General features: G+C 65.7%; 24 protein-coding genes and 1 tRNA gene. 11 read left to right on the top strand and 14 right to left on the bottom strand.

Annotation, left to right across the window (positions count from 1 at the left end; genetic code table 11):
* The first annotated feature begins 272 nt into the window (after positions 1-272).
* The 3 genes from Q0964_RS07850 to Q0964_RS07840 all read left to right on the top strand — a co-directional run bounded on the left by Q0964_RS07850 (position 273) and on the right by Q0964_RS07840 (position 4,362).
* Positions 273-1,247, top strand: a complete 975-nt coding sequence (locus tag Q0964_RS07850) for a lamin tail domain-containing protein (RefSeq protein ID WP_299265636.1) — start codon at positions 273-275, stop codon at positions 1,245-1,247.
* Positions 1,248-1,306: 59 nt separating this feature from the next.
* Positions 1,307-3,142, top strand: coding sequence for a histidine kinase N-terminal 7TM domain-containing protein (locus tag Q0964_RS07845; protein WP_299265633.1), 1,836 nt, complete (start codon positions 1,307-1,309; stop codon positions 3,140-3,142).
* Between the two features lie 98 nt (positions 3,143-3,240).
* Entirely contained in the window at positions 3,241-4,362 is a 1,122-nt protein-coding gene (locus Q0964_RS07840) for a molybdopterin-dependent oxidoreductase (RefSeq protein ID WP_299265630.1), read from the top strand.
* On the opposite strand, the gene Q0964_RS07835 is transcribed toward Q0964_RS07840, so the two are convergent.
* The 3 genes from Q0964_RS07835 to Q0964_RS07825 are packed head-to-tail and all read right to left on the bottom strand — an operon-like array spanning position 4,354 to position 5,932.
* Complete coding sequence (locus Q0964_RS07835) at positions 4,354-4,968, bottom strand: HAD family hydrolase (RefSeq protein WP_299265627.1); 615 nt, start codon at positions 4,966-4,968, stop codon at positions 4,354-4,356. The two genes, Q0964_RS07840 and Q0964_RS07835, sit on opposite strands and share 9 nt — an antisense overlap.
* Positions 4,965-5,381 (bottom strand): coaE operon protein, encoded by a 417-nt coding sequence (locus tag Q0964_RS07830; RefSeq protein WP_299265624.1) that lies wholly within the window; start codon positions 5,379-5,381, stop codon positions 4,965-4,967. Before Q0964_RS07830 ends, Q0964_RS07835 begins: the two co-directional genes overlap by 4 nt.
* Positions 5,378-5,932, bottom strand: coding sequence for an AAA family ATPase (locus tag Q0964_RS07825; RefSeq protein WP_299265621.1), 555 nt, complete (start codon positions 5,930-5,932; stop codon positions 5,378-5,380). The genes Q0964_RS07830 and Q0964_RS07825 overlap by 4 nt, the downstream gene beginning before the upstream one ends.
* A gap of 217 nt (positions 5,933-6,149) precedes the next feature.
* Between Q0964_RS07825 and Q0964_RS07820 the strand changes: the two genes are divergently transcribed.
* Positions 6,150-6,256: transfer RNA gene (locus Q0964_RS07820), tRNA-Arg, on the top strand.
* Between the two features lie 318 nt (positions 6,257-6,574).
* Here the strand turns inward: Q0964_RS07820 and Q0964_RS07815 are convergent.
* Positions 6,575-6,940, bottom strand: coding sequence for a hypothetical protein (locus Q0964_RS07815; protein WP_299265618.1), 366 nt, complete (start codon positions 6,938-6,940; stop codon positions 6,575-6,577).
* A 176-nt stretch (positions 6,941-7,116) separates the two neighbouring features.
* On the opposite strand from Q0964_RS07815, the gene Q0964_RS07810 reads away from it, so the two are divergent.
* On the top strand, positions 7,117-7,587 hold the full coding sequence (locus tag Q0964_RS07810; protein WP_299265616.1) for a YbaK/EbsC family protein: 471 nt from the start codon (positions 7,117-7,119) through the stop codon (positions 7,585-7,587).
* A gap of 76 nt (positions 7,588-7,663) precedes the next feature.
* Complete coding sequence (locus Q0964_RS07805) at positions 7,664-8,896, top strand: ABC transporter substrate-binding protein (RefSeq protein ID WP_299265613.1); 1,233 nt, start codon at positions 7,664-7,666, stop codon at positions 8,894-8,896.
* A gap of 6 nt (positions 8,897-8,902) precedes the next feature.
* Here Q0964_RS07805 and Q0964_RS07800 read toward each other — a convergent pair whose 3' ends face one another.
* The 4 genes from Q0964_RS07800 to Q0964_RS07785 are packed head-to-tail and all read right to left on the bottom strand — an operon-like array spanning position 8,903 to position 12,861.
* Positions 8,903-9,607: an ABC transporter ATP-binding protein gene (locus tag Q0964_RS07800; protein WP_299265610.1), complete on the bottom strand. Its 705-nt coding sequence runs from the start codon at positions 9,605-9,607 to the stop codon at positions 8,903-8,905.
* A gap of 1 nt (position 9,608) precedes the next feature.
* Positions 9,609-10,454: an ABC transporter ATP-binding protein gene (locus Q0964_RS07795; protein ID WP_299265607.1), complete on the bottom strand. Its 846-nt coding sequence runs from the start codon at positions 10,452-10,454 to the stop codon at positions 9,609-9,611.
* Entirely contained in the window at positions 10,451-11,764 is a 1,314-nt protein-coding gene (locus Q0964_RS07790) for a branched-chain amino acid ABC transporter permease (protein WP_299265604.1), read from the bottom strand. The genes Q0964_RS07795 and Q0964_RS07790 overlap by 4 nt, the downstream gene beginning before the upstream one ends.
* The gene (locus Q0964_RS07785; protein WP_299265601.1) at positions 11,761-12,861 is read right to left on the bottom strand and encodes a branched-chain amino acid ABC transporter permease; all 1,101 of its coding nucleotides are present in this window, start codon (positions 12,859-12,861) and stop codon (positions 11,761-11,763) included. Before Q0964_RS07785 ends, Q0964_RS07790 begins: the two co-directional genes overlap by 4 nt.
* Positions 12,862-13,061: 200 nt before the next feature.
* Between Q0964_RS07785 and Q0964_RS07780 the strand changes: the two genes are divergently transcribed.
* The gene (locus Q0964_RS07780; RefSeq protein WP_299265599.1) at positions 13,062-13,280 is read left to right on the top strand and encodes a hypothetical protein; all 219 of its coding nucleotides are present in this window, start codon (positions 13,062-13,064) and stop codon (positions 13,278-13,280) included.
* A gap of 24 nt (positions 13,281-13,304) precedes the next feature.
* Here the strand turns inward: Q0964_RS07780 and Q0964_RS07775 are convergent, their stop codons facing one another.
* The 4 genes from Q0964_RS07775 to Q0964_RS07760 all read right to left on the bottom strand — a co-directional run bounded on the left by Q0964_RS07775 (position 13,305) and on the right by Q0964_RS07760 (position 15,401).
* Positions 13,305-13,967 (bottom strand): translation initiation factor IF-6, encoded by a 663-nt coding sequence (locus Q0964_RS07775; RefSeq protein WP_299265598.1) that lies wholly within the window; start codon positions 13,965-13,967, stop codon positions 13,305-13,307.
* Between the two features lie 2 nt (positions 13,968-13,969).
* The gene (locus tag Q0964_RS07770; RefSeq protein ID WP_299265596.1) at positions 13,970-14,245 is read right to left on the bottom strand and encodes a 50S ribosomal protein L31e; all 276 of its coding nucleotides are present in this window, start codon (positions 14,243-14,245) and stop codon (positions 13,970-13,972) included.
* A complete protein-coding gene (locus Q0964_RS07765) occupies positions 14,245-14,397 on the bottom strand; it encodes a 50S ribosomal protein L39e (RefSeq protein WP_299265594.1) in 153 nt (50 codons plus the stop codon). Before Q0964_RS07765 ends, Q0964_RS07770 begins: the two co-directional genes overlap by 1 nt.
* Before the next feature lie 194 nt (positions 14,398-14,591).
* The gene (locus Q0964_RS07760; RefSeq protein WP_299265592.1) at positions 14,592-15,401 is read right to left on the bottom strand and encodes a ZIP family metal transporter; all 810 of its coding nucleotides are present in this window, start codon (positions 15,399-15,401) and stop codon (positions 14,592-14,594) included.
* Positions 15,402-15,595: 194 nt separating this feature from the next.
* Between Q0964_RS07760 and Q0964_RS07755 the strand changes: the two genes are divergently transcribed.
* Entirely contained in the window at positions 15,596-15,862 is a 267-nt protein-coding gene (locus tag Q0964_RS07755) for a DUF7999 family protein (protein ID WP_299265590.1), read from the top strand.
* Between the two features lie 473 nt (positions 15,863-16,335).
* On the opposite strand, the gene Q0964_RS07750 is transcribed toward Q0964_RS07755, so the two are convergent.
* Both Q0964_RS07750 and thpR read right to left on the bottom strand, forming a co-directional pair.
* Entirely contained in the window at positions 16,336-17,091 is a 756-nt protein-coding gene (locus tag Q0964_RS07750) for a hypothetical protein (RefSeq protein WP_299265588.1), read from the bottom strand.
* Positions 17,092-17,400: 309 nt separating this feature from the next.
* A complete protein-coding gene (thpR, locus tag Q0964_RS07745; RefSeq protein ID WP_299265586.1) occupies positions 17,401-17,961 on the bottom strand; it encodes an RNA 2',3'-cyclic phosphodiesterase in 561 nt (186 codons plus the stop codon).
* Between the two features lie 108 nt (positions 17,962-18,069).
* Here thpR and Q0964_RS07740 point away from each other — a divergent pair, with 108 nt between their 5' ends.
* From Q0964_RS07740 to Q0964_RS07730, 3 genes are all read left to right on the top strand, one after another.
* The gene (locus Q0964_RS07740; protein WP_349254445.1) at positions 18,070-18,522 is read left to right on the top strand and encodes a M67 family metallopeptidase; all 453 of its coding nucleotides are present in this window, start codon (positions 18,070-18,072) and stop codon (positions 18,520-18,522) included.
* A 264-nt stretch (positions 18,523-18,786) separates the two neighbouring features.
* Complete coding sequence (locus Q0964_RS07735; RefSeq protein ID WP_299265584.1) at positions 18,787-20,352, top strand: high affinity choline transporter 1; 1,566 nt, start codon at positions 18,787-18,789, stop codon at positions 20,350-20,352.
* A 160-nt stretch (positions 20,353-20,512) separates the two neighbouring features.
* Positions 20,513-21,535: a phosphate uptake regulator PhoU gene (locus tag Q0964_RS07730; RefSeq protein ID WP_349254446.1), complete on the top strand. Its 1,023-nt coding sequence runs from the start codon at positions 20,513-20,515 to the stop codon at positions 21,533-21,535.
* Positions 21,536-21,572 lie beyond the last annotated feature (37 nt).

The following is a 21,572-nucleotide window of genomic DNA, read 5'->3' as shown; positions in this document are numbered from 1 at the left end:
GTCGCCGGACTGCGTCCGACTGTCGGCGGCGCCTCGCGCCTCGCTGTCCTCGACGACGACGGAGCCGATACCCTCGCCGTGAAGCAACCCGGCGACCGCAACAGCGTCGAACCCGGGGCTGACCGTCTCGACTGTCAGGTGCATTACTTCGCGGATGGTGACGGGGACGAGTACTGTTTATACGATGCAGGGCCGGTGCGCCTCTGCCTTGTGGTCGACTCACAGACGAGTCGCCCTCGTCGCTCAAGTGGCTGGCCCGCTCAACGGAGAGTATGGACCGCGCCGTCGTCGTCGCCGTCGTCGTCGCTCTCACCGTCACGAGCGGCTGTCTGGGCCTCTCACCGGGCGGTTCGCCGACGCCGGGGACGCCCGCGCCCCCCACCGACGCCGACCTCGCGAACAGTTACGCGGTCACCGTCACGGGGGTAGTCGACGGCGACACTGTGAAGATTCGGTACCGGAACGGCACGGAAGACACCGTCCGTCTGCTCGGCGTCGACACGCCCGAGACCAGTGGCGAGAACGACCCCGCGGAGTTCGGGGGTGTCCCCGAAACCGCGGCCGGTCGCGCCTGTCTCCAGGCAGCCGGACACGACGCCACTCGCGCGATGACGCAGCGACTGCTCGGGGAGACCGTCACAATCGGGATCGACGCCGAGAGCGATCGCCGGGGCTACTACGGCCGTCTGCTGGGCTACGTCTATCAGGACGGGGAAAACGTCAACGGCTGGCTACTCGCTGCGGGCCACGCTCGCGTCTACGACAGCCAGTTCACCGAGCGTGGAGCCTTCGACACGGCCGAACGGCGGGCCCGTGGAAACAGTACTGGGGTGTGGACCTGCGCGGCCGACGACCCGACGACGCCAGTGGTAACGACCGGAACCCCCGTCGCCGACGGTGGAACGGCCGACGGCGGACCGTTCTGGGTCGTCACGGTCCACGCGGACGCCGCCGGAGACGACCGCGAGAACCTGAACGACGAGTTCGTCGTCTTCGGAAACCGCGGCGAGACGGCGCTCGACCTCTCTGGGTGGACGGTGACCGACGACGCCGACCACACGTACACGCTCCCGCCCGGAACGGCCCTCGAACCGGGAACGCAACTCACTCTCCGGACCGGCGACGGGACCGATTCGGCGACCACGCTGTACTGGTGGCGAGGGGCACCAGTCTGGAACAACGGCGGTGACACGGTGACTGTCACCGACCGGCGTGGCCGCCTGCGCGGCCAGCGGACGTACGACTGAGCTCTGAATATCGACAGTGATAATTGAAGCGGGAAGCGTTTCAGTGAGGCTACACCCACTTGGTAGCGACTGCCGTGTTCTTCGAGTCCTCGCCGTACACGTTGCCCCTGTTGCTCTCGGCGGCGTGCACTGGGATCGCCGCCTACTTCGCCTGGCGGCGCTACCCGAAAGCGGGAGCGCTGTCGTTCGTGGTCGTGATGGGGACGAACACGGTAATCGCGTCGGTCATGCTGCTGTTTCTCTCCACCCGGCAGTACGCACTCGGCGTCGTCTGCATCTCGGTCGTGGTGGTCGGGTTGCTCGTGACCGCGGTCGGTTGGGCCTCGTTCGGGTACACCTACACTGGCCAGGCGGCGTCGGTCTCGGCCGAGCAACGGTACCTGGTCGCTGGGTCGCTCGTCGCCGCAGTCGCGCTCGTCGCGACCAACCCGTGGCACGAACTGGTTTATTCTACAACTCGCATGGCGGACGGGGGCCTCGCCTACGAACTCGGTCCGGCGTTCTGGGCGTTGGAGGTTGAGGTGGTCTTCCTGGTCACGGCGGGGTCGGTACAACTCTTCCGGCAGGCGGTCCGGTCGCGCAACATCTACCGTCGACTCAACTTCCTGAACGGCCTCGGTGGGTTCTCGCTGCTGTTGATACACGAGGCGGACGTGTTGGGGCTGACGCCGACGCCGTACTTCGTCGACGGGATGTTGCTGTTCGCACTCTGGGGGGTGGTGTCCGTCGTGAGTTTACTCAGCGTGCGGTTCGTCCAGTTCCTGCCGCTCGATGCCATCGTGGCACGTCTCGAGCCCGGCTCGGACACGCTCGTCCCGCTGGGCCGTGACTACGTGCTCGAAGACATCGACGACGGGGTGCTCATCCTCAACGCCGACGGGACCGCCGTCGACATGAACTCGACGGCCAAGACGCTCCTGGGTCGGGGGAGCATCGGTGACAGCGTCCACGACCTGCCCGAGGTCGGCGCGGCTCTGCGTACCGACGGGTCGGTCGACACTCTCGCGGACACACACGAGGAGTGCTGGGTCGACGCACCTGGCGGTGAACGCTACTTCAAGATCAGCGTCTCGACCATCGAGTCCGGAACGGGCTCGGCCGCCGGCTACGTCTGTCTGCTCCAAGACATGACCGACCTGAAGCGGCGCGAGGAGACCGTCGGCCTCCTCAAGGACACGATGAGCCGGTTCCTGCGCCACAACATTCGCAACGAGATGAACGTCGCCAGATCGCGGGTCAACATGCTCGGCACGTCGGTACACGAGAGGGACGACGAGTTCGAGGAGACCCGCCGGTTGGCCCTTGAACGCATGGACAAGCTCGTCGAACAGAGCGAGAAGGCACGGCACGTCGAGGAGATCGTCGAGGCCGGCCGGACGGTCACCGACATCGACATCGCACCGGTGATCGACGGACTGCTCGAACAGCTCCAGCGTCGCTATCCCGCGGTCGAGTTCGAGGTCGATATCGACCGGCCGCTCTGTGTCGTGTCGTCCGAACAGATCGGGACGGCAATCGAGAATCTCGTCGTCAACGCTATCGAACACAACGACACCGAGCAGAGACGGGTGCAGATCGCATCCCGAGACCGTGGCGACCGCGTCGAGATCGTCGTCGTCGACAATGGCCCTGGCATCCCGGACGACGAGATCGCCGTTCTTCGTGAGCGCGAAGAGACCGACCTGCGACACGGCAGTGGCTTCGGGCTGTGGCTGGTCAACTGGATACTCGACCACTCCGACGGGACGGTGACCTTCGAGAGCGACGACAGCGGCACGACCGTCTGTCTGAGCCTGCAGCGCGGGATTCCCGGTGCCGCGACGGACGACCGAGACGACGTGTCGTCCGACCAGGCCGACGCCGGTACCGGGTCCGTCACCCGGTCACAGGACTGAGCCGGCGGGTCACGCTCCTGGATTCGTCCGAGGACGCGACCCCGCATGGCGTCGCGGTTCGACACAGGACCCAAGCCGATTCAGCCCTACGACGACGTATGGGCGTTCTCGCTCGTCTGGCACCGCCGCCGCGGCTGGTCGACTGGTCGATCCTCGCGTTAGTCACCTTCGAGGTCAGCTCCGGACTGGTGAGTCTCACCGTCGGCCAGCCCGACGGGGCGTGGTTGTTCACCCTCCACGCGCTGGCCGGCTTTACCCTCGTGGCCCTGCTCGGCTGGAAGTTCCGCCGTGTCCGTCGCCGGATTACCGACCGGAACCTGTGGGACGGCGGCACCCCCGTCTCGATTCTGCTCGGGACGCTCGCGCTCACGACCCTCGGCACCGGCATCTACTGGGCGCTGTCCGGCCCCGTCCGGATCGCCGGGTGGCCACTGCTGTTCGCTCACATGGTACTCGGCACGCTCGTCGCCCCCGTCCTGCTGTGGCATCTACGCCACCGGTTCCGGCTGCCCTCGACAGCCGGTATGGACCGCCGGCGAACCACCCTCCAGTACGGCGCACTACTGGGGTTCGGTGCGCTCTCCTGGAAGGCGCAGCAGGCCGCCGGCGACGCCCTCTCGCTGCCGGGTCGGAACCGCCGGTTCACCGGCTCCAAAGAGGACGGAAGCGGCGACGGTAACGCGTTCCCGGTCACCAGCTGGGTCGCAGACGACCCCGACCCGGTCGACCCCGAAACCTGGACCCTGACCGTCGCCGGGGCGGTCGCTACACCTCTCGAACTCGACCACGACGCCCTCCCGCCGGATTCCGGGTCGGCACCGCGCCGATACGGGGAGCCGTCGACCGACGCGCCCGTCGGCGCGACCAGCGAGCGGGCCGTGCTGGACTGTACCAGCGGCTGGTACTCCGAACACGACTGGGCTGGCGTCCGCGTCGGTGACCTGCTGGACCGGGCGGCGCCGGCCGGCGACGCCGCGTGGGTCCGCTTTCGCTCGGTCACAGGCTACTACTGGAGCCTCCCCATAGAGGAGGCCCAGGACGCACTGCTGGCGACCCGTGTCGACGACGAGCCCCTCTCGCACGGCCACGGCTTCCCTCTCCGCCTCGTCGCCCCCGGTCGCCGTGGCTTCCAGTGGGTCAAGTGGGTCGATGCGGTCGAGGTGACCCACCGACGGGACCTCGGACAGTGGGTGGCCATCTTCGTCAGCAGTCTAAACTAACGCGTCCAGCGCCCGCCAGAAACTGGGTTCCTCGTCTTCGTAGTGTATCGGGACGAATCCGGCCGCTCGCGCGGCTTCCACGTCGTTCTCGTAGTCGGCACCGACCATCACGTACTCGTCGGCGTCGACCTGCTCACGGGCGTACTGGTAGATGCCCGGGTCGGGTTTGGCCGCGCTGGCTTCCGGGCCTGTGACGACCGTCTCGAAGAGACTGGCGAGGTCGTGGGCCGCCAGTTTGGCCATCTGTCGTGCGTGGCTCCCGTTGGTGAGGACTCCGAGGTGGTCGGTCTCGGCGAGCCCCGACAGTGCCGACCGCGCGGCCTCGGGTACCGTCGTCGCCTCGGCCTCGGCCTCGTGGAGCGCCGCGACCAGCGCGTCCGGGTCGACGTCCTCGTCCGCGGTCGTAGCGACGGCCTCGGCGCCCGCCAGTTCCGCCTTGGGGTCGAGCGCCGCTCGCCGTTCCGCGGCCGTTTCGAGGTATGCCTCGGCCAGCACCGGGTCGGCGTCCCCGAGTACCGTTTCGAGTGTTCGTTCGACGACGGTCTTGTGAGTGTCGGTCCGTTCGAGGAGCGTCCCGTCGACTGCGAAAAAGAGGGCCGCCGTCATCGGTCGTCGGGTTGGACCGGCCGCCCCTCCTCTGTCGGCGGCGCGACCTGATTGACGTACTCCTCGACGGTCGGCTCTTCGACCCGCACCCGGGCGTGGATGTCGCCGAGTTCGCTCGGGTTTCCGACGGCGAACGTGACCACGCCCTCGAAGGCCGGCTGTTTCTTCAGGTCGAAACGAAACGTGTCGCCCTGCCGGTTCTCGAAGAAAACCGTCCGGGCGGCGTCGAGAATCTCCTGCCGATGGAGCGACTCCGAAAGCGTCTGGAGGTCGTGGGCCGTCGCCAGCAACTCACCCGGTCGCTCCTCGATTTCGGCGCTCGGGAAGACGTTCTGAATCGCGTCCGCCACCCTGTCCGTGACTTCCGTGTCGTTGACCGGTGCGGTGATCCGGACGTCGACGCTGTAAATCATCGAACCGCCTCCGGTCCCTCGTCGAAGACCGCTCGAATCCGCCCACGGAACCGGTCGAGGGTGTCGGTGTTCTCGATGGTCACGTCGGCCCGCTCCATGGCCGTCTCCATCCCGAAGCCGAGTTCACGCTCGTCGCGCTTCCGGAGGCTCTCGCCGTCCGTCGTGTCGTCGCGCCCGCGGTCGGTAACCCGCTCGCGGCGGACCTCGAACGGCGCTTCGATACTGACGAGATGGAAGTCGTCGCCGAACCGGTCGCGGAAGGCGTCGAGTTCCACGTCCGACCGCAGGCCGTCGACGAGGACGGTGTCCGCGTCGTCCAGTCGCTCCTCGATAAGGGGGAGCGACCGCTCGGCGATGGCCGCTGGGCCGTTCTCCTCACGGAGCGTCGTGGCGATATCGCCGTGGTGACTGGCCGGGTCCAGCCCGCGGTTCCGACACTCCCGACGGATCACGTCGCCCATCGTCACGACCGGCACGCCCATTTCGCGGGCGACCGCCGCCGCCTCGCCTTTCCCACTGCCCGGGAGGCCGACTGTCCCGATAACGGTCATTGGAATCGGTAGTCCCGAGGCGCGCTTAAGCGCTGTGACTGGCAGGTGTCGTCACTGGCACGCTGGTGAGTCCGCACGGCCCGATCCGACAGCACCCGATCCGTTTCAGTCCCACCCCGTAGCCTGTCACGCGTGGCTGTGTCTTCGGGGTGTTCCAGTGGACACTCGTCCCCGAAACCGGGGTTCTTTTTATCTATCGCGGCAGAACCAGGAACGAGGGCACGTAGCTCAGTCCGGACCAGAGCGTCGGACTTCTAACGACGGCAGCACTCGTTGCCGACGGAAGATATCCGACGGTCGTGGGTTCAAATCCCACCGTGCCCGTCATCTGCGAACGGCAGTGAGCAGTGACGGCTGCGTGGGATTTGTGGTAGACCAGACGCGCGCAGCGGAGCGAGCACATCTGGGCGTGGTTCAAATCCCACCGTGCCCGTTCCCGTGCAGGGAGGAACGCAGCGACGACCGAACCGGCACGCAGGGGATTTGAACCCTGGAAGTCACAGCGGTCGAGCGGAGCGAAACCGACCGTCTTCCTCCGGTTCGAATCCCACCGTGCCCGTCCGCTTTTCAGTTCGTCGGATGACGGCGAAGCCGTCACCACCCCTCAAGAAAACGTGGGGAGAAACTCGCTGGCGGTGGCCGTCAGGAGTTGGTGCACGAATCGGCCACATTCACCGTCGGAACTGCACGGTGGTGGTCATAGCTCGTCGAGCGATGTCGGGTCTCACCGTCCGCCTCGCGGACGTCCGTCGCTCGTTCGGCGAGTTGCCGCCGCTGGTGTTCCTGCCTCGACTCCCCGAGCAGGTCGTCGTCCTCGCCCGCCTCTTTCAGTTCGCTCAGTTCCTGTCCGTACGGTTCTGTCTGTGATTCCGGCGGTGACACCGTGACCACGACAGCGACCTCGTCGAGGGTCTCGACCCGCTTTAGGCCAACGTCGTTTACGTCCTGTGTGACCGCCTGGTGGTTGGCACGCCGTTCGGCGAGTTCGTCGGGGTGAAACTGAGACACACCTCGTCGCACTCGTGCCGGTGAGTTGAACTGACCTGTTGGTCGACCGTTATAAAACGAAGTCGGGGGCCGTAGCCACAACCCAATCGGCCTCGGTGTCGCGGGATTGGCTGCGCGGCGTCTGCAGTGGCACACGGCCCCGTGTGTTTTTGTCCCACCGACCGTTCAGACGGCATATGCATCCGCGCGCCGAGGAGTTCAGGGCGGAAGCCGCAGACCGCTACGGTATCGAGATCGACGTCCACGAGTTCGACGAGGGGACGAAGACGGCCGCCGACGCGGCCGACGCGGTCGGGTGTGACCTAGCGCAGATTGCCAGCGGACTCGTGTTCGCTACGGAGGATGAACCGGTCATTGTCGTCACCAGTGGTGCCAACCGCGTGGACGAGGCACATCTCGCGGCCGAGGTCGATGTCACGGAAGTAGAGATGGCCGACCCCGACCGCGTCCGGGCGGCGACAGGCTACGGGATTGGCGGCGTCCCGCCGTTCTGTCACGACTCGGACCTCCCGGCGTACGTCGACGAGACGCTGCTCGACCACGGGAAAGTGTGGGCGGCCGCAGGCACGCCACAGACGGTGTTTCCTATCGACCCCGACCGACTGGTCGAGTTGGCCGACGCGAAACCGGTCCCAGTGACGGACTGACCGGCAGCGGTGACGGGTGTGAGCACCATTGACAACACAACAGTATATATATCAAGAGAGGTAATATCACCCACGTATGAGAAATCGGCTACGCAGACGGGAGGTGCTCGGCGGAATCACTGCAGCCGGTGTCGCTGGCCTGGCTGGGTGCACAGGCGGCGGCGGTGGAAGCGGCCGCACGATCAGAATGGGGCTGTTGATGGGCGTCACGGGCGGGCTGGAAGACCTGGGGCCGCCGATCCGTAACGCGGCGCAGGTGGTCCCGCAGCAGGTCAACGACGCCGACACGGATTTCGAGGTCGACGTGCAGTTCGAGGACACGGCGACGGCTGCGAGCCAAGGCGTCAGCGGTGGCAACGCGCTAGTCAACGGGGGGTATCCGATGATCTGCGGGGCGCTCAGTTCCGAGGTCAGCCTACAGGTGGCGAACCAGGTCGCGATTCCCAACGGAGTCACGATGTGTTCGCCGGCTAGCACCGCACCCGACTTCACGACACTCGAGGACGACGACTACTTCTTCCGGACACCGCCGACGGACGCGCTTCAGGGACAGGTGCTGGCCCAGATTGCCGCGGAGCGGCAGGGCCACAGCACCGCGGCGACGCTGTACCTCAACAACGCGTACGGAAACGGGCTTTCGGCCGGGTTCGCCGATGCCTTCGAGAGCGAGTACGGCGGGAGCGTCAGCGCGTCGGTGTCGTTCTCGGAGGCGCAGAACTCCTACAGTTCACAGTTGAGCCAAGCGCTAGGCGACGACCCCGACGTGCTGGTGGTGGTCGGGTATCCCGCCAGCGGCGTCACCATCTTCCGGGACTACTACACCGATTACAGCGCCGACCGGGACATCCTCGTCTCCGATGGCCTCCAGTCGGGCGACCTCCCGGACAATGTCGGGCGCAGCATGAGCAACGTCACCGGGACCGCGCCGCTGGGAGAAGGGCCCGGCGTGGATTTCTTCTCCGAGCAGTATCAGAACACCTACGATTCGGACCCGGCGGGGAAGCCGTTCACCCGGCAGTCCTACGACGCGGCAGCCGTCCTGGTACTGGCGAACGCCGCCGCCGGCGAGAACACCGGGTCGGCGGTCCGGGACAACATGCGTGCGGTCGCACAGGGCGACGGCTCCGAGGTCACCCCGTCGAACCTCGTCGAGGGGATCGAGATGGCCGCCAACGGCGACGCAATCAACTATCAGGGCGTCTCCGGGCCGGTCGCGTTCGACGACGCCGGCGACCTGGCGGCGGCGAGTTACGAGTACTTCGAGTTCACCGATTCGGGCGTCGAGACGGTCGAGACTATCACGCCCTGAAACGGGTTACCCGCCGAGGAAGTCCGCCCGGACCTGCTCGTCGTTCAGCAGGGCGCGACCGGTGTCCTCGTGGCGGTTCTCGCCCTGGACTAGCACGTAGCCGCGGTCACACCGACGGAGCGCCTCTTTCGCGTTTTGTTCGACGATTAGCACGGCCGTGCCCGCGCCGTTGATTCCGTCGATGCGGTCGAACATGTCGTCGACCAGGTCCGGCGCGAGCCCCGCGCTTGGTTCGTCGAGCAAGAGGAGGGCGGGGTCGAGCATCAGCGCCCGGCCCATCGCGAGCATCTGCTGTTGGCCACCCGACAGCGACCCCGCCCGCTGGCTCTGGCGTTCTTCGAGAATCGGGAATCGCTCGAACACCGCTTCGACCCGTGACTCGGGGACGCCGTCGAGGGTGTAGGCCCCCATCTGCAGATTCTCCCGGACCGTCAGCCCGGCGAAGACGTTCTCGTTCTGGGGCACGTAACTGAGTCCGCGAGTGATGATTTCGGACGGGCCGAGTCGGCTTATTTCCTGGCCGTCGAACCGGACCGTGCCCCCCATGTAGGTCGTCAGTCCAAAAACCGACTTCATCACGGTGGATTTGCCGGCTCCGTTGGGCCCGACGATGGAGACGTACTCCTCGTCCCCGACGTCCATGTCGACCCCGTCGAGAATCTGCAGGTCGCCGTAGCCGGCGTCCAGGTCGCGGATTTCGAGGAGCGCCATCTCAGACGTCCTCCCCGAGGTACGCCTCCAGCACGCGGTCGTCGCTTTTGACCTGCTCCGGCGGTCCCTCGACCAGGACCGACCCCTGGTGGAGGACGATTACCGGTTCACAGTGGTTCATGATGACGTCCATGTCGTGTTCGACGAGCAGGAAGGTGTAGCCGTCGTCCCGCAGGGCGTGGAGGCGTTCGAGCAGTTTCGTCTCGAGGGTCGGGTTGACGCCGGCCAGTGGCTCGTCGAGCAGAATCATCTCCGGTTCGAGCATCAGGACTCGAGCCAGTTCCAGGAGTTTGCGCTGGCCGCCCGAGAGCCCGCCGGCGTACTCCTCGGCGAGGTGGTCGAGTTCGAGGAACTCCAGCGTCTCCCAGGCCTGCTCGCGCAGCCGCTCTTCCTGCTTGACCACCTCGTCACGGACCCCGGGGAGCACTGCTCGCCAGAGTTGCTCGCCGAGCTGGCCTCGCGGAGCGAGCATCGCGTTCTCCAGTACGGTCATCTCGTCGAGTTCGCGGGCAATCTGGAAGGTCCGGACGAGCCCACGGTTGGCCGATCGGTGGGGTCGCCAACCGGTGGTGTCGGTGCCGTCGAAAATCACCTGCCCGCTGTCGGGCGTCTGCACCCCCGTGACGAGGTCGAAGGTGGTCGATTTGCCCGCACCGTTGGGTCCGATGAGGCCGGTAATCGTGCCGCGGTCGACGTCGAACGTCGCGCCGTCGACGGCCGTGATTCCGCCGAAAGACTTCCGAAGGTTCCGGACCTGTAACAGCGGCGCGCCAGTGGTGCCGTCCTCTGTGGCCGCGGCCGGCCGACTGGTGGCCGCTTCGTCGGTGTCCGTGGAGGGGGTCGTCATCGCTCCTCACCTCCCGGGCGCTCCCCGAGGTCGACGCTCGCGGCGGTTTCCGTCCGGTGGCCCAGCAGGCCCTCTGGGCGGTTCTGGATGAGGTAGACGAGGACGACGCCGAGCAGGACGAGTCGCAGGGCCGAGACGTTCACGTCCGAGAGCGTGTACGCGAGCAGGGGCGTCAGGTCCAGCGAAGCCAGCGGGCCGACGGCCTCGAAGATAGTGTTCGGTGTCTGGCCGAACCCGACGTCGAAGTACTGCGTGGCGACCCGACGGACGAAGTTCGGTCCCTCGAACAGCAGGCTGGCGAACACCGCACCGCCCATGACGCTCCCGGTGTTGGACCCGGCACCACCGATGATGAGCGCGACGAAGACGTAGAAGGTCGTAATTGGTCGGAAGTCCTCCGTCGAGGCCAGCCCGCCGATTCGCCAGAGGATAGCCGCCAGCCCCATCAGCCCACAGCCGAGCGCGAACACTTTTATTTTGAACAGTCGGGTGTCTTTCCCCAGGGCGCTCGCGACGGTCTCGTCTTCGCGGATGGCCTTCAGCACACGTCCGAACGGCGAGTTGCCGACGCGGCGCAGGAGTCCGTACACGCCCGCGACGAACACCAGGAGGACGATGGCGTACGCCGTCCCCTCGACGACCGGGGCGCGAACGCCAATGGCCTCGAAGGTCCCGAACACCGCCTCGCCGAAGGCCGAGGGCGGCGACGTGACCTCCTGTGGGTTCTCGTAGAACAGCATCCGGATCGGGTTGGTGGGGAGGGACATCCCCGTCGAGCCGCCGGTACCGAGCGAGACGCCGCCGACCGAGAACGTCTCGAACACGGGTGAGCGGTAGGTCAGTCGGACGATCTCGGAGAACGCGAGCGTGACGATGGCCAGGTAGTCGCCGCGCAGGCGCAGGGCCGGTAACGACGCGACAGTCCCCACCAGCGCGGCGGCGAGGACGCCGCCGGCGATCCCGACCGGCAGGGGGAGGCCCAGCCCCGGCGGACTGGTAGTGGGAGCAGTGCTGAGCATCCCCATCGTGTAGACACCGATGGCCATGAACCCGGCGACACCGAGGTTGAACAGGCCGGTGTACCCCCACTGGAGGTTCAGCGCCAGCACGAGCATCGCGTAGATGGCCGAGAGGAACGTGATACGTCGGAGTGTGTTGACGATTCCACCGAGGTCGTACCCCAGCACGAGCGAAACGAGCGTGAACAGCGCGTACAGTCCGGCGGCCAGCATCAGCAGGAGCGCAGCGTCGCTCCGGCCGTCGAACCACTCGGTGGCCGCGGCCAGGGGGCCGTCGAGTCGGGCGCTCATACGGTCGTCACACCTCCGAGCAGTCCCTCCGGGCGCACCAGTAGGATGACGATCATCACGACGAACGCCGCCACGATGATGAAGCTCTCGGGGAGCCACACGAGCGAGAGCCGACTCGCGAGCCCGATCACGAGTCCGCCGACCATCGCGCCGTAGACAGAGCCGATGCCACCGAGGATGACCGCCGCGAACACGAGCAGGAGCAGTTGCCACCCGAAACTGGTCGTGAGCGCGCCGCGTTCCAGCGCGATTAGGAATCCGGCCGCGCCGGTCAGGCCGGCCCCGAGCAGCCAGGTGGTCCGGATGACCCGCTCTGTCGGAATCCCACTGACCTGCGCGAGGTCCTCGTTGTCGGCCATGGCACGCATGGCAGTGCCGAATGTCGTGTATCGCAGGAGGACATGCGTCCCGAGCATCAGTGCCACCGCCAGCGCGGCCAGCGTGAGTTCGTGTGCGGTGACCGTCACCGTCCCGCTACCGACCGCGAGGTCCCACGAGGGCGTCGCCGGACCGGCGGTCAGCCCGCGAGGTCCGCTTTGGAGCGTGAACACCAGCAGGTATCGCACCGCGAGCGCGACCCCGACGCTGGCGATGAGGAGAGAGATTCCGCGCTGGCCGCGCATCGGCCGGAACACCAGCCGGTCGATCAAAAGCGCCATCGCGGCGGTCAGAACCACCGCGACGAGTAGTCCGACGACGATGGCGACCGGCGCCGTCGCGACACTGACCCCGAGGGTCCGCGACGACGCCGTCAACAGCGCGAGCGATTCCAACTCGGCCGAGCCGAGTCCGCTGACGAGGAACGTAGCGATCCAGCCAGCCACGCCGCCGATAGTGATGTAGTCGCCGTGTGCGAAGTTGGCGAAGTTGAGGATACTGTACGTCATCGCCAAGCCGATTCCCGCGAGGCCGAGCGACAGTCCCAGCACGGTGCCGTCTTTGAGGAACCCGGCGAGGTCGGCAACGGTGATCCCACCGGCCCCAAGTTTGCGGAACAGGTCGACAAAGAGGACGGCGACGAGGACGGCGAGAGCGATACCGAACGGCCGCTCACGGACGAACGCGGCGAGTGAACTTGTATCTGTACCTGTGGCCATACTGTCGCATATACCGCGAGATATAAAACGTTCACAGAGTCGTGCGAGCGTTCGGGTTGCGTCGTCTGCCCCGTCGGCCGCTGGCGAACGTACCAGAACGGCGATAGACGCTGGCGGGGCTATCGCGGATGATAATTGATGCCACACGCACAACAGCCTGAGACCCAAATATACGCCGCTCCATTTATTTTAAGTGACAGGTGACAGCGGTTTTCGGTCGTGGCGAGCGATCGGGGGCCACAGACGAGGCGGTGACGGCAGCGTTCGAGGGCCTCAGGGACGAGAAAGGCGACGAGGCGGCCGTCGACCGTGCGGAGGCGGCGCTTTCGGCGACGCTCGACGAACCGTTCGGCCCGATGGCGGCGGGCGTCGAGCGGGCCGACGAAATCCGCGAGACCGTCGAGAAACAACGGTTCTGAGACAGGTCCAGGGAGCGACCGCCGTCAGATGTAGCCCAGGGCGTCCTCGATCCGGCCCAGTTCAGGCCCCGTGGTGTCTTCGCCCACCACGTAACCGTTCTCGTTGGCGAGCAGGCCCGAACCCACCAACGGTCCGCCGTAGTTGATGGTGCCGATGTCGGCAGGCACGTCGAGCAGGTCTTCGAGGAAATCCAGTTCCTCGTCGGTGGTCTTTGGGTGACAGAGGACGCCCCGGTTCGTGGCGACAGCGGCGGTGCCGACGGTCCGAACGCCGGCCAGTGTGCCGCGTTCGACGGGGACGTCGAGGGCTGTTTTGACCGTCTGGACGGCCTCGCGGGAGAGGTCCGGGTGGAGGTACGCTCCGGTGTCGTTAGCCAGGACGACGTTCCCGGCAGCGGTAATCCGGCCCGGGAGTGCGGTGACCGGTAGGGCGACGGCGTCTTCGATGGTCTCGCGTTCGCGGTCGGTAGCGCGGCCGCTGACCAGCAGACCGTTTTCGTTGCCGGTCGCCAGCGCGCCGACGGTCCCCGAACCACCGACCGTCGTCGGGACGGCCGGGACCTCGAGTTCGTCGGCGAGACTCTCACAGCGGTCGTCGTCGGCGTCGGGGCGGACGAGCAGACAGTCGTCGGTGGCCCGAGCGAAGACGCCGACGTATGCCGAGCCGGCAAAGGCCGCGCGAAGCAAAGCTATGCCGTCTCTGCTTCGACTACGGCTTCGCCCTCCTCCTCGAAGCGGGCGGCCCGTACTCGAAGCTTACTCGGGGGCTTTTTTTGACCGCGCTCCCAGATCGCTTCGTTGATCGAGGGGTCCAGCCGAACGGCGTCACCCTCGACGCTGAAGTGCTGAGCGAGGTGTTCACGGATCAGCGTCATGGCCTTGCCGGCGCGTTCGTGTTTCGGTTCCGCGTTCAGGTCGCGAAGCGGAACGGTGACGACCCGCTCCTCGAAGTCACTCGCGCTCATTATTCGTCGGTGTCGCTGCTACGCCAACTGCGACGCTGCGGGTTGCGCTGGACCTCGCGGTCCGTTTTGAGCATGACCCACGCCGGAATTCGGCTATTCTGTCGGTCCTTCTTTGCGAGACGCTTTTTCTTGGCTTTCGACTTCTTACCCATAGTGCACTTCTCTACCTCGTCGGCGCTTAAATTTGTGTTCTTTCGCACCGCGCTCAGCTTTTTTTGTGTCGGGTTCGCGCCAGCGGCGCGAACCGTTTCTTGAAAAACGTGGGCGAAAAAGCTCGAGCGCTCACTGCGTTGTGCTCGGTACAACGTACTCGAGGCCGGCCGCACAGCGACCGCTCCGGCGCCCCCTACAGAAACGCCAAGGGCACCATCACCGCGAACCCAACGGCGAGGCCAGTAGCCAGTTCCCGGTAGCCACGGCCCGGGAGCCCACTGCCCATCTCCAGGGCCTCGGGCACGAACTCCGAAAGAACGAGATAGATCATCGCGCCCGCGGCGAAGCCGAACCCGGCCGGCAGGAACTCCCGAGCGATCCGCACGAAGTAGAAGGCCAACACTGCGCCGATGGGCTGGGGGAGACTGGAGAACACCGCCCACCAGACCATCTTCCAATTGGGCACGTCCATCGACCGGAGCGGGATGGAGATCGCCAGCCCCTCCGGAACGTTGTGGATTGAGATGGCGACGGTCATGAACACCGCCAGAAGCGGCACGACGAACGGGCCGAGCGCGAACCCGCCTTCGAGGTTCAATTCGGCAAAAGAGACGCCGACAGCGACACCTTCCGGGAAACTGTGGACCGTCAGGATACCTAAAATCAGGACCAGTTTCTGGAAGTCGGCCTCCTCGTACTCCCTGGCGTCGAATTGGTGATCGGAGATGGCCCTGTCGGCGACGACGACGAGCGCGACGCCCGCCGCCAACCCGACAGCGATCAGCAGGTAGTCACCGCGGCCGTCGGCTTCGGCCATCCCCTCCAGGATGAGTCCGAACGTCGACGCCGAGATCATGATTCCCGAGGCCAGTCCCCAAAGCCCGACCTGCAGTCGGTCGCTCACCTCCGAGATGAGGAAAAACGGGAGTGCGCCCAGCCCCGTAGCCAGTGCCGTAACCAGCCCCGCGGCGAACACCAGGGTCAGGTTCGCGAGCGGCCCCATGTCCGAACTTCGGACGTCGACGGCTTAAGAATTGTCACTGAGTTGATTTTTTGGACGACCTAAACGGACGACAGCAGGCGTCTCGGGGTGACCCTTATACACTCGTAGGAACTTTCGAGAGTTCCGTAGACATCCACGCATTTCTATCGCCTAGTACCCAACGTTTATATTCTAATTTCGCATTTTGCTATTTGATGTCAACGACGAAGTCGACTGAGAGTGGAGAAACGGTCACTATCGTATCGCCGATGGACGAGCGCGGCAGGATGACGGTCACGAAGCCGGCGACCGGCGAGACGGTGGAAGTGGTCGACTACGCGGACGAACTGCTCCGTGAGCGTGCGAAAACGCTCTCGCCAGGTGCGACGGCCCGACTGGAGCTGACGCCGACCGAGGACGGGACGTGTTCGCTCACGCGACTCCTCCCCGGTGGTCCGACCATCGGGTTCGGCGCAGACTGAACAGCTCACCGGCGCGTTCGCGTCACGGCGGTTGCCACGCCGGGGGTGGCACACTGGCGTTCCTGCGTCTTCTCTCGTTCCGAACTCGCGAGCGGCGGGACTGCGACTCGCGCCGCTGCCGTACAGAGGGGACACTGCGTCCGACTCGCTCTCGCTGCTCGTAGAGCGTACCGTCGCCGGCGGGGTCCGCGCCCGCGCCCACCGCGGACACGGTCGGATCAGTCGCCGCCGATGCCCGTACGGTACCGGCAATGCCACGCTCGGCTGGCGCGGCCGCCAGTCCGCCGGCCGTCGTGTCGTGTCGGCCCGTCGTAGGAAGCAACGCCCGTCGGCACCGTCGCCTCTCCCTATAGAACGCCACAGACACTACTGCTGTTCGAGCAGTTACGAGAGACACTGTGTTTTGAGTCCGTTCGGCAGTGGCACTGTCGGGCGGCCGAGGACGGTCGGGAGCGACCGGCAGCGGTCAGGCGTTAGACCGTGCCGCCGTAGCCGTATTCCCCGTAGTCCTGTGTCCCGTACGATTCGGACGTCGTGGTGGTCGTCTGCGTCGCGGTCGTAGTGGTCGGCGTTTCGGTCGTCGTCTGCGTCGCGGTCGTAGTGGTCGGCATTTCGGTCGTCGTCTGTGTCTCGGTCGTGGTGGTCGGCGTTTCGGTCGTCGTCTGTGTCTCGGTCGTCCCGGACCGAACGGTCACGGTGTAGTCGCCGCTACCGTCTTCGACGTCGACGACTTGGATGTAGTACTGGCCGTCGGTCGTGGTCGTTTCCGTCAGTTCGACCGGTGCCGTCGCGCTGGCGTACACCTGGTCCTCGAAGTCACCGCCGTCGCTGTAGATCGCGACGACCGCGACGCCCGCGTGGTCCTGTGTCGTGTACTCGACAGTCAACTGTTCGCCAGTGGTTACGTCGACCGCGTACCAGTCAACCTCCCCGATGTCCAGCGTTCCGCTGATCGCCGTGTCCTTCTGGACCACCGTCGCATCTGCTCGTGCGTCGTTTGGCTCCTGCTCTGCGGTCGCGGCGCTCGCTGCGGCGACCGAACCGGCCCCTGCAGCCCCGACCGGTACACCGCCGTACCCGAACTGCCGCTCGACCGGCTGCTCGGGGTCGTCGTCACTGCCGAGGCAACCGGCCACGACGGTTGCTCCGACCGCGGCCAGTCCAGTGCCCTTGAGCAGGGTCCGACGAGCGAGTTCCGTCTCGTCGTCAGTCTGCTGGCCGTCCGTCATCGCGTTGCCTCTCTGGCCCCGACGGGACTCCGGGTCGCTACTCCGAAAGTACTAGAATATAAACTATTGCTGCTGTCTGATGTTTCGGCCGCCCCAAAGTGGTCGGGCTGTGCTCTGTCGCCACAGTGCGTATATTTGATATCTCCGGCGACATCGTCTATTTTTCGCTTTTCGCGCATTGTGGACGGCTCTCATCGGCCACCTCTTAATACCCTTCGCCGCAGGTTATCTAGTATGATATCTGCTTGCATGAGGTGAGACATTAGATAACAGAAATATAATAAGTATCTAATTATATATTTCTTTTACTTATCGGAGCGGGAACGATTCGACCGTCGTGTACGCCGGTCCATCGTCGATGAGGCGGCTCTCGGTGAGGCGGATTTCGTCGACACGGAGTCGGCCCGCTACCGGTTCCCGGTTCCGGACGGCGTTCTGGACCGGGGCTTTCCCGCCGGCGTGTTCCATCCGCGCGACGGTGACGTGTGGTGTGAACTCGTGGTCCGGCGGTTCGAAGCCCAGTTCGACCAGCGGTGGCGCGACCGCCTCGTGGAGGGCGGTTAGACGGTCACCGCCGGATTCGACGTCGAGCCAGACGACGCTGATGTACTCGAGAGACGGGAACACGCCGAGGCCACCGAACTCGGCGGTGAAGGGGTCGACGCCCGATTCGGCGATAGCGGCGTCGAGCGTGGCCGTGACCTCGTCGAGACGGTCGGAATCGGTGTCACCGAGGAAGAAGAGCGTCACGTGTGCCTGCTCCGGGTCGGTGGCGTTCAGCCCGGATGCGTCCGCAAACAGGTCCTGTACCGCCGCGACGGCGTCGCCGAAGCCGTCGAGGTCGACGCTGACGAACAGTCGCTTGCCCATACCGGTCGCAGTGTCGACGGCGAATTGAACGTTGGGACCCGACTCGACGTGTGATACGAGCGAAATTGTCCTAAGTGCCGCGGGCCAAGACCCGACGAGGACGACTGCGTGGTGGCGATTACCCCTATCAGATGTGTGACGATCCCGCGGGCTTTCGTTCGTGCTGTCGAAGAACACGTCGCGGCCGAACATCCCCGAGAAGCAGGCGGTTTTTTATCCTGTGAGCGGCGCAGCGGGCGCCTCCACGCGACTGAACACGTCCCTCTACCGAACGAAGCGGCCACACCCGAGCGTCGGTTCGTCGCCACTGTCGACGAGCGCGCTCCTCCGGAGCCTCGGGTCTGCTATCACTCCCACACGTCGGCGTCGGCCCCGTCGGGGCTGACGGACCTTGACCGGCGGAAGATTCCGGAGCGGTACGCCCTCGTCGTGTTCGCACCCCGCGGTGAGTCCCACAGTTACCGGCTGTTCCGGCGTGGGCTGCTCCGCTGGCGAGAGCTGCCCGTCGGCCACACTGTGTCCAGCCCCGGCGAGTGGCAGCCGCTTCCGCGTCTGGCCTAGTACGCCTTATATTTCTCCTGTCGAGACAGGGTAGTACCGTCCTACCCGCACGTCCACCGATTCACCGCATTCGACGGTATTCGTTGCATCAGTACCGGATTCGATATACAATCATATGGGAAAGCCTTTGAACTGTGAACAGACCCTAACTTTTATGACGAAAACGAGCCTGAACGTGGCACAGCTTGGCGGTGGGACTGGAGCACTTCGATTTCGAACGGCGTTCGGTGACGGATCGGTCACCGTGGAAAGCGGGGTGGTCGTGTGAGCCTCATCCTCTACGGGGTCGGCGGGGCCATCGTCGTGATGTTGGCGGTGGGGTTGTACGTCTCCCGGAAAATCAAGGGTGACAGCATCAACTACATCGTCGCGGGACGGGGTCTGATTCTCCCACTGGCGGCGGCGACGCTGATGGCCCAGTCACTGGACGCGAACGCGACGCTGGGGAACACCGACCTGGTGGCCGCCGCCGGGTTCTGGGCCGGCGCGGCACTGCCCATCGGGTTGGCACTGTGTCTGTTCATCACCGGCCTGTTTTTCGCCAAGCCGATGAATCGGATGAACCTCACGACGTTGCCCGACTTTTTCCGGCGCAGGTACGGCCGCGGCGTGGAGATGCTGGCGAGTCTCATCATGATCGTCAGTTACGCCTTCCTGCTGGCGGGGAACCTCGTGGCCGGCGGGTTCCTGTTCCAGACGTTCGTTGGCACCTCATACGCGACGGGCGTCGTCCTGATCGCTGCCATCGTGTTCGCATACACCATCGCCGGCGGACTGTTCGCGGTCGCGTACACCGACGTGATCCAGGCGTTCGTCGCCTTCTTTGGCTCCATCGGGCTCATCGTCTTCGTGGCGACCCAGTACGGGATCACCGTTCCCGACGGGATGGGACCGATGGCACTGGGCCAACTCACCGACCCGAGCCAGGGTGCGTACATCAACCTCGCGACTATCGTCGCCCTGGGATTGGGTGACATCGTCGCCATCGACTTCATGGAACGGGTGTTCGCAGCCGACAGCCCCGAGACGGCCCAGCGGGCCTGTTTCGTCGGGGCCGCCGGCACGCTGGTCATCGGCATCCCGTTCTCCGTCGTCGCGCTGTCCTCGGGGTCGATTCTGGCGGGTCTGGGCATCGAACCCGGGAGTCAGGCGGTGCTGTACGTCCTGTTACAGAACGCCGTTCCACCGTGGCTCGCGGCGATCGTCATCGCGGGTATCGTCGCGGCCTCGTTCTCGACCAGTGACGGCGCCATCCTGGGCACGTCCTCCGTGATGGCCCGCAACATCGTCGGCATCCGCGTCGACGAGGAACGGAGCTCGAGTGCCGCGACGGCGGCCGACGGCGGCTCGGCCGGCTTGTTCAGCGGCGAGAGCGACAAACTGCTGAAAGTGACGCGGCTGATGGCGGTGCCGATCACGCTGCTGGGTATTTTCTTCGCGCTCCGCGTCTCGGCGACCGGCATGTTGCTCGTGCTGGCGTTCGACATCATGCTCGCCGGCGCACTGGTGCCGCTCGTGTTCGGCCTCTACTGGCCGGACCTGGCGAACACGCCCGCCGCGATGTCCTCGATGGTCGCCGGCTCTGTCACCCGCCTGGTCTTTTTCGTCCTCGTCCCGACGACCTACGCTTACGAGAACACGCTGCTGTACATCCCCAACGACATCTTCACCGCGTCGTTCGACGGCCTGCCGACGTTCATTGCCGCCGCCGTGAGCCTCGTCGTGTTCGTCGTCGTGGGGTATGCCACCCGCGACAGCTACGGGAGTCGCTCGCTCGACGACGAGGGTCAACGGACCATCGTCGCCGGCGGTGACGACGGCGACGAATAAGACGTTCGTCTACCCCGGCTCGACTTTCGTACTGTTTCCTGAACCAGTACTCGCTTAAGCCACGGACCAAAACACGAATTCGAGAATAGATGGACGATCATCGACCGATTTTTCCCGGCCAGCGACGGAGTGAGTGGGCGTGAACCGGGACCCGATTCGGATGAAACGGAAGGTCCAGCAGTTGGGCTCGTCGACGCTCGGCGTGACGGTCCCGGCCGACTGGGTTCGACACCACGGTATCGAGAAGGGCGACGAACTCGTCATGCAACGCGACGAGAGCGGGGGGTCGCTGCTGCTCGTCCCCGAAGACCCGACACTCGCCGACGAGGAGGCGACGGTCGACGCGGACTCGCTGGCGGCCGACGCGCTGGAACGGGCCATCGAGACTCAGTACGTTCTCGGTCGGCAGCTCATCCGCATCGCCGGAACCGACCCGCTGACCGGCCCGCAACGCGACGCCGTTCTCAACGCGGAGCGCTGGCTCATGGGACTCGGCATCGTCGAGGAGCGCAGGACAGAGATCACGGTCCGGTGTTCCATCGCGCCCACGGACTTCGAACTCGGGACGTTACTGGGCCGACTGTGCCGGACGGAAGCGGCGATGCGTCGTGACGCTCTGACTGCCCTCCGGGAGGGTGACGCCACGGCGGCCGAGCGCGCCGTCGACCGGCAGTCCCAGATTCGGAAACTGTTCTACCTGTTTCTCCGAATCGTCTTCGCGACCTACCGCAACCCCCGCCTGAACCGGGCGGTCGGCCTCGACACGGGCTTCCCGCTAATCGGCTACCGGTCGGCGGTTCAGGATATCGTGTTGATGGCCGACGCCGCCACCGAAATCGCCGTGCTGGTCCGCGACCACGACGTGTCGGCGCTCGACGAGAGGACGGCCGCCCACGTCGACGCGCTCGCCGACGCGCTCGACACTGCCGCCGACGCCACCCGGACCGCGGTCGTCACTCCAGACTACGAGACGACCTGCGAGGCCCGGACGGCGCTCGAGAGCGTCGACGACCACGTTGCGGAGGTGAACGGCTACCTCCGTGACCGCCGGCCGGAGCCGTTACTCGTCCTCCAGCGCGCCGTCGATATGCTCGAACGGAGCGCCCGCCACACCCGGGATACCCTCGCCGTCGCGACCCACCTCGCCTTTCGCGAGGACCCCGAACTGGTCATCGCGGAGTGACCACCCCGTCCGTTCTCCGCTCCGTCCTTACCCGACG

The sequence above is a fragment of the Halorientalis sp. genome, from assembly GCF_028275115.1.
GTDB lineage: Archaea > Halobacteriota > Halobacteria > Halobacteriales > Haloarculaceae > Halorientalis.
Note: the sequence above shows the minus strand (reverse complement) of the source record. Positions and strands in the feature narration are given on the sequence as shown.

Bases quoted from the DNA above. Each gene is read 5' to 3' on its own strand.
- Q0964_RS07850 (WP_299265636.1), top strand. From the start codon at position 273: ATGGACCGCGCCGTCGTCGTCGCCGTCGTCGTCGCTCTCACCGTCACG.
- Q0964_RS07840 (WP_299265630.1), top strand. From the start codon at position 3,241: ATGGGCGTTCTCGCTCGTCTGGCACCGCCGCCGCGGCTGGTCGACTGG.
- Q0964_RS07835 (WP_299265627.1), bottom strand. From the start codon at position 4,968: ATGACGGCGGCCCTCTTTTTCGCAGTCGACGGGACGCTCCTCGAACGG.
- Q0964_RS07830 (WP_299265624.1), bottom strand. From the start codon at position 5,381: ATGATTTACAGCGTCGACGTCCGGATCACCGCACCGGTCAACGACACG.
- Q0964_RS07825 (WP_299265621.1), bottom strand. From the start codon at position 5,932: ATGACCGTTATCGGGACAGTCGGCCTCCCGGGCAGTGGGAAAGGCGAG.
- Q0964_RS07810 (WP_299265616.1), top strand. From the start codon at position 7,117: ATGCATCCGCGCGCCGAGGAGTTCAGGGCGGAAGCCGCAGACCGCTAC.
- Q0964_RS07805 (WP_299265613.1), top strand. From the start codon at position 7,664: ATGAGAAATCGGCTACGCAGACGGGAGGTGCTCGGCGGAATCACTGCA.
- Q0964_RS07800 (WP_299265610.1), bottom strand. From the start codon at position 9,607: ATGGCGCTCCTCGAAATCCGCGACCTGGACGCCGGCTACGGCGACCTG.
- Q0964_RS07795 (WP_299265607.1), bottom strand. From the start codon at position 10,454: ATGACGACCCCCTCCACGGACACCGACGAAGCGGCCACCAGTCGGCCG.
- Q0964_RS07790 (WP_299265604.1), bottom strand. From the start codon at position 11,764: ATGAGCGCCCGACTCGACGGCCCCCTGGCCGCGGCCACCGAGTGGTTC.
- Q0964_RS07785 (WP_299265601.1), bottom strand. From the start codon at position 12,861: ATGGCCACAGGTACAGATACAAGTTCACTCGCCGCGTTCGTCCGTGAG.
- Q0964_RS07770 (WP_299265596.1), bottom strand. From the start codon at position 14,245: ATGAGCGCGAGTGACTTCGAGGAGCGGGTCGTCACCGTTCCGCTTCGC.
- Q0964_RS07765 (WP_299265594.1), bottom strand. From the start codon at position 14,397: ATGGGTAAGAAGTCGAAAGCCAAGAAAAAGCGTCTCGCAAAGAAGGAC.
- Q0964_RS07760 (WP_299265592.1), bottom strand. From the start codon at position 15,401: ATGGGGCCGCTCGCGAACCTGACCCTGGTGTTCGCCGCGGGGCTGGTT.
- Q0964_RS07755 (WP_299265590.1), top strand. From the start codon at position 15,596: ATGTCAACGACGAAGTCGACTGAGAGTGGAGAAACGGTCACTATCGTA.
- Q0964_RS07750 (WP_299265588.1), bottom strand. From the start codon at position 17,091: ATGACGGACGGCCAGCAGACTGACGACGAGACGGAACTCGCTCGTCGG.
- thpR (WP_299265586.1), bottom strand. From the start codon at position 17,961: ATGGGCAAGCGACTGTTCGTCAGCGTCGACCTCGACGGCTTCGGCGAC.
- Q0964_RS07730 (WP_349254446.1), top strand. From the start codon at position 20,513: ATGAAACGGAAGGTCCAGCAGTTGGGCTCGTCGACGCTCGGCGTGACG.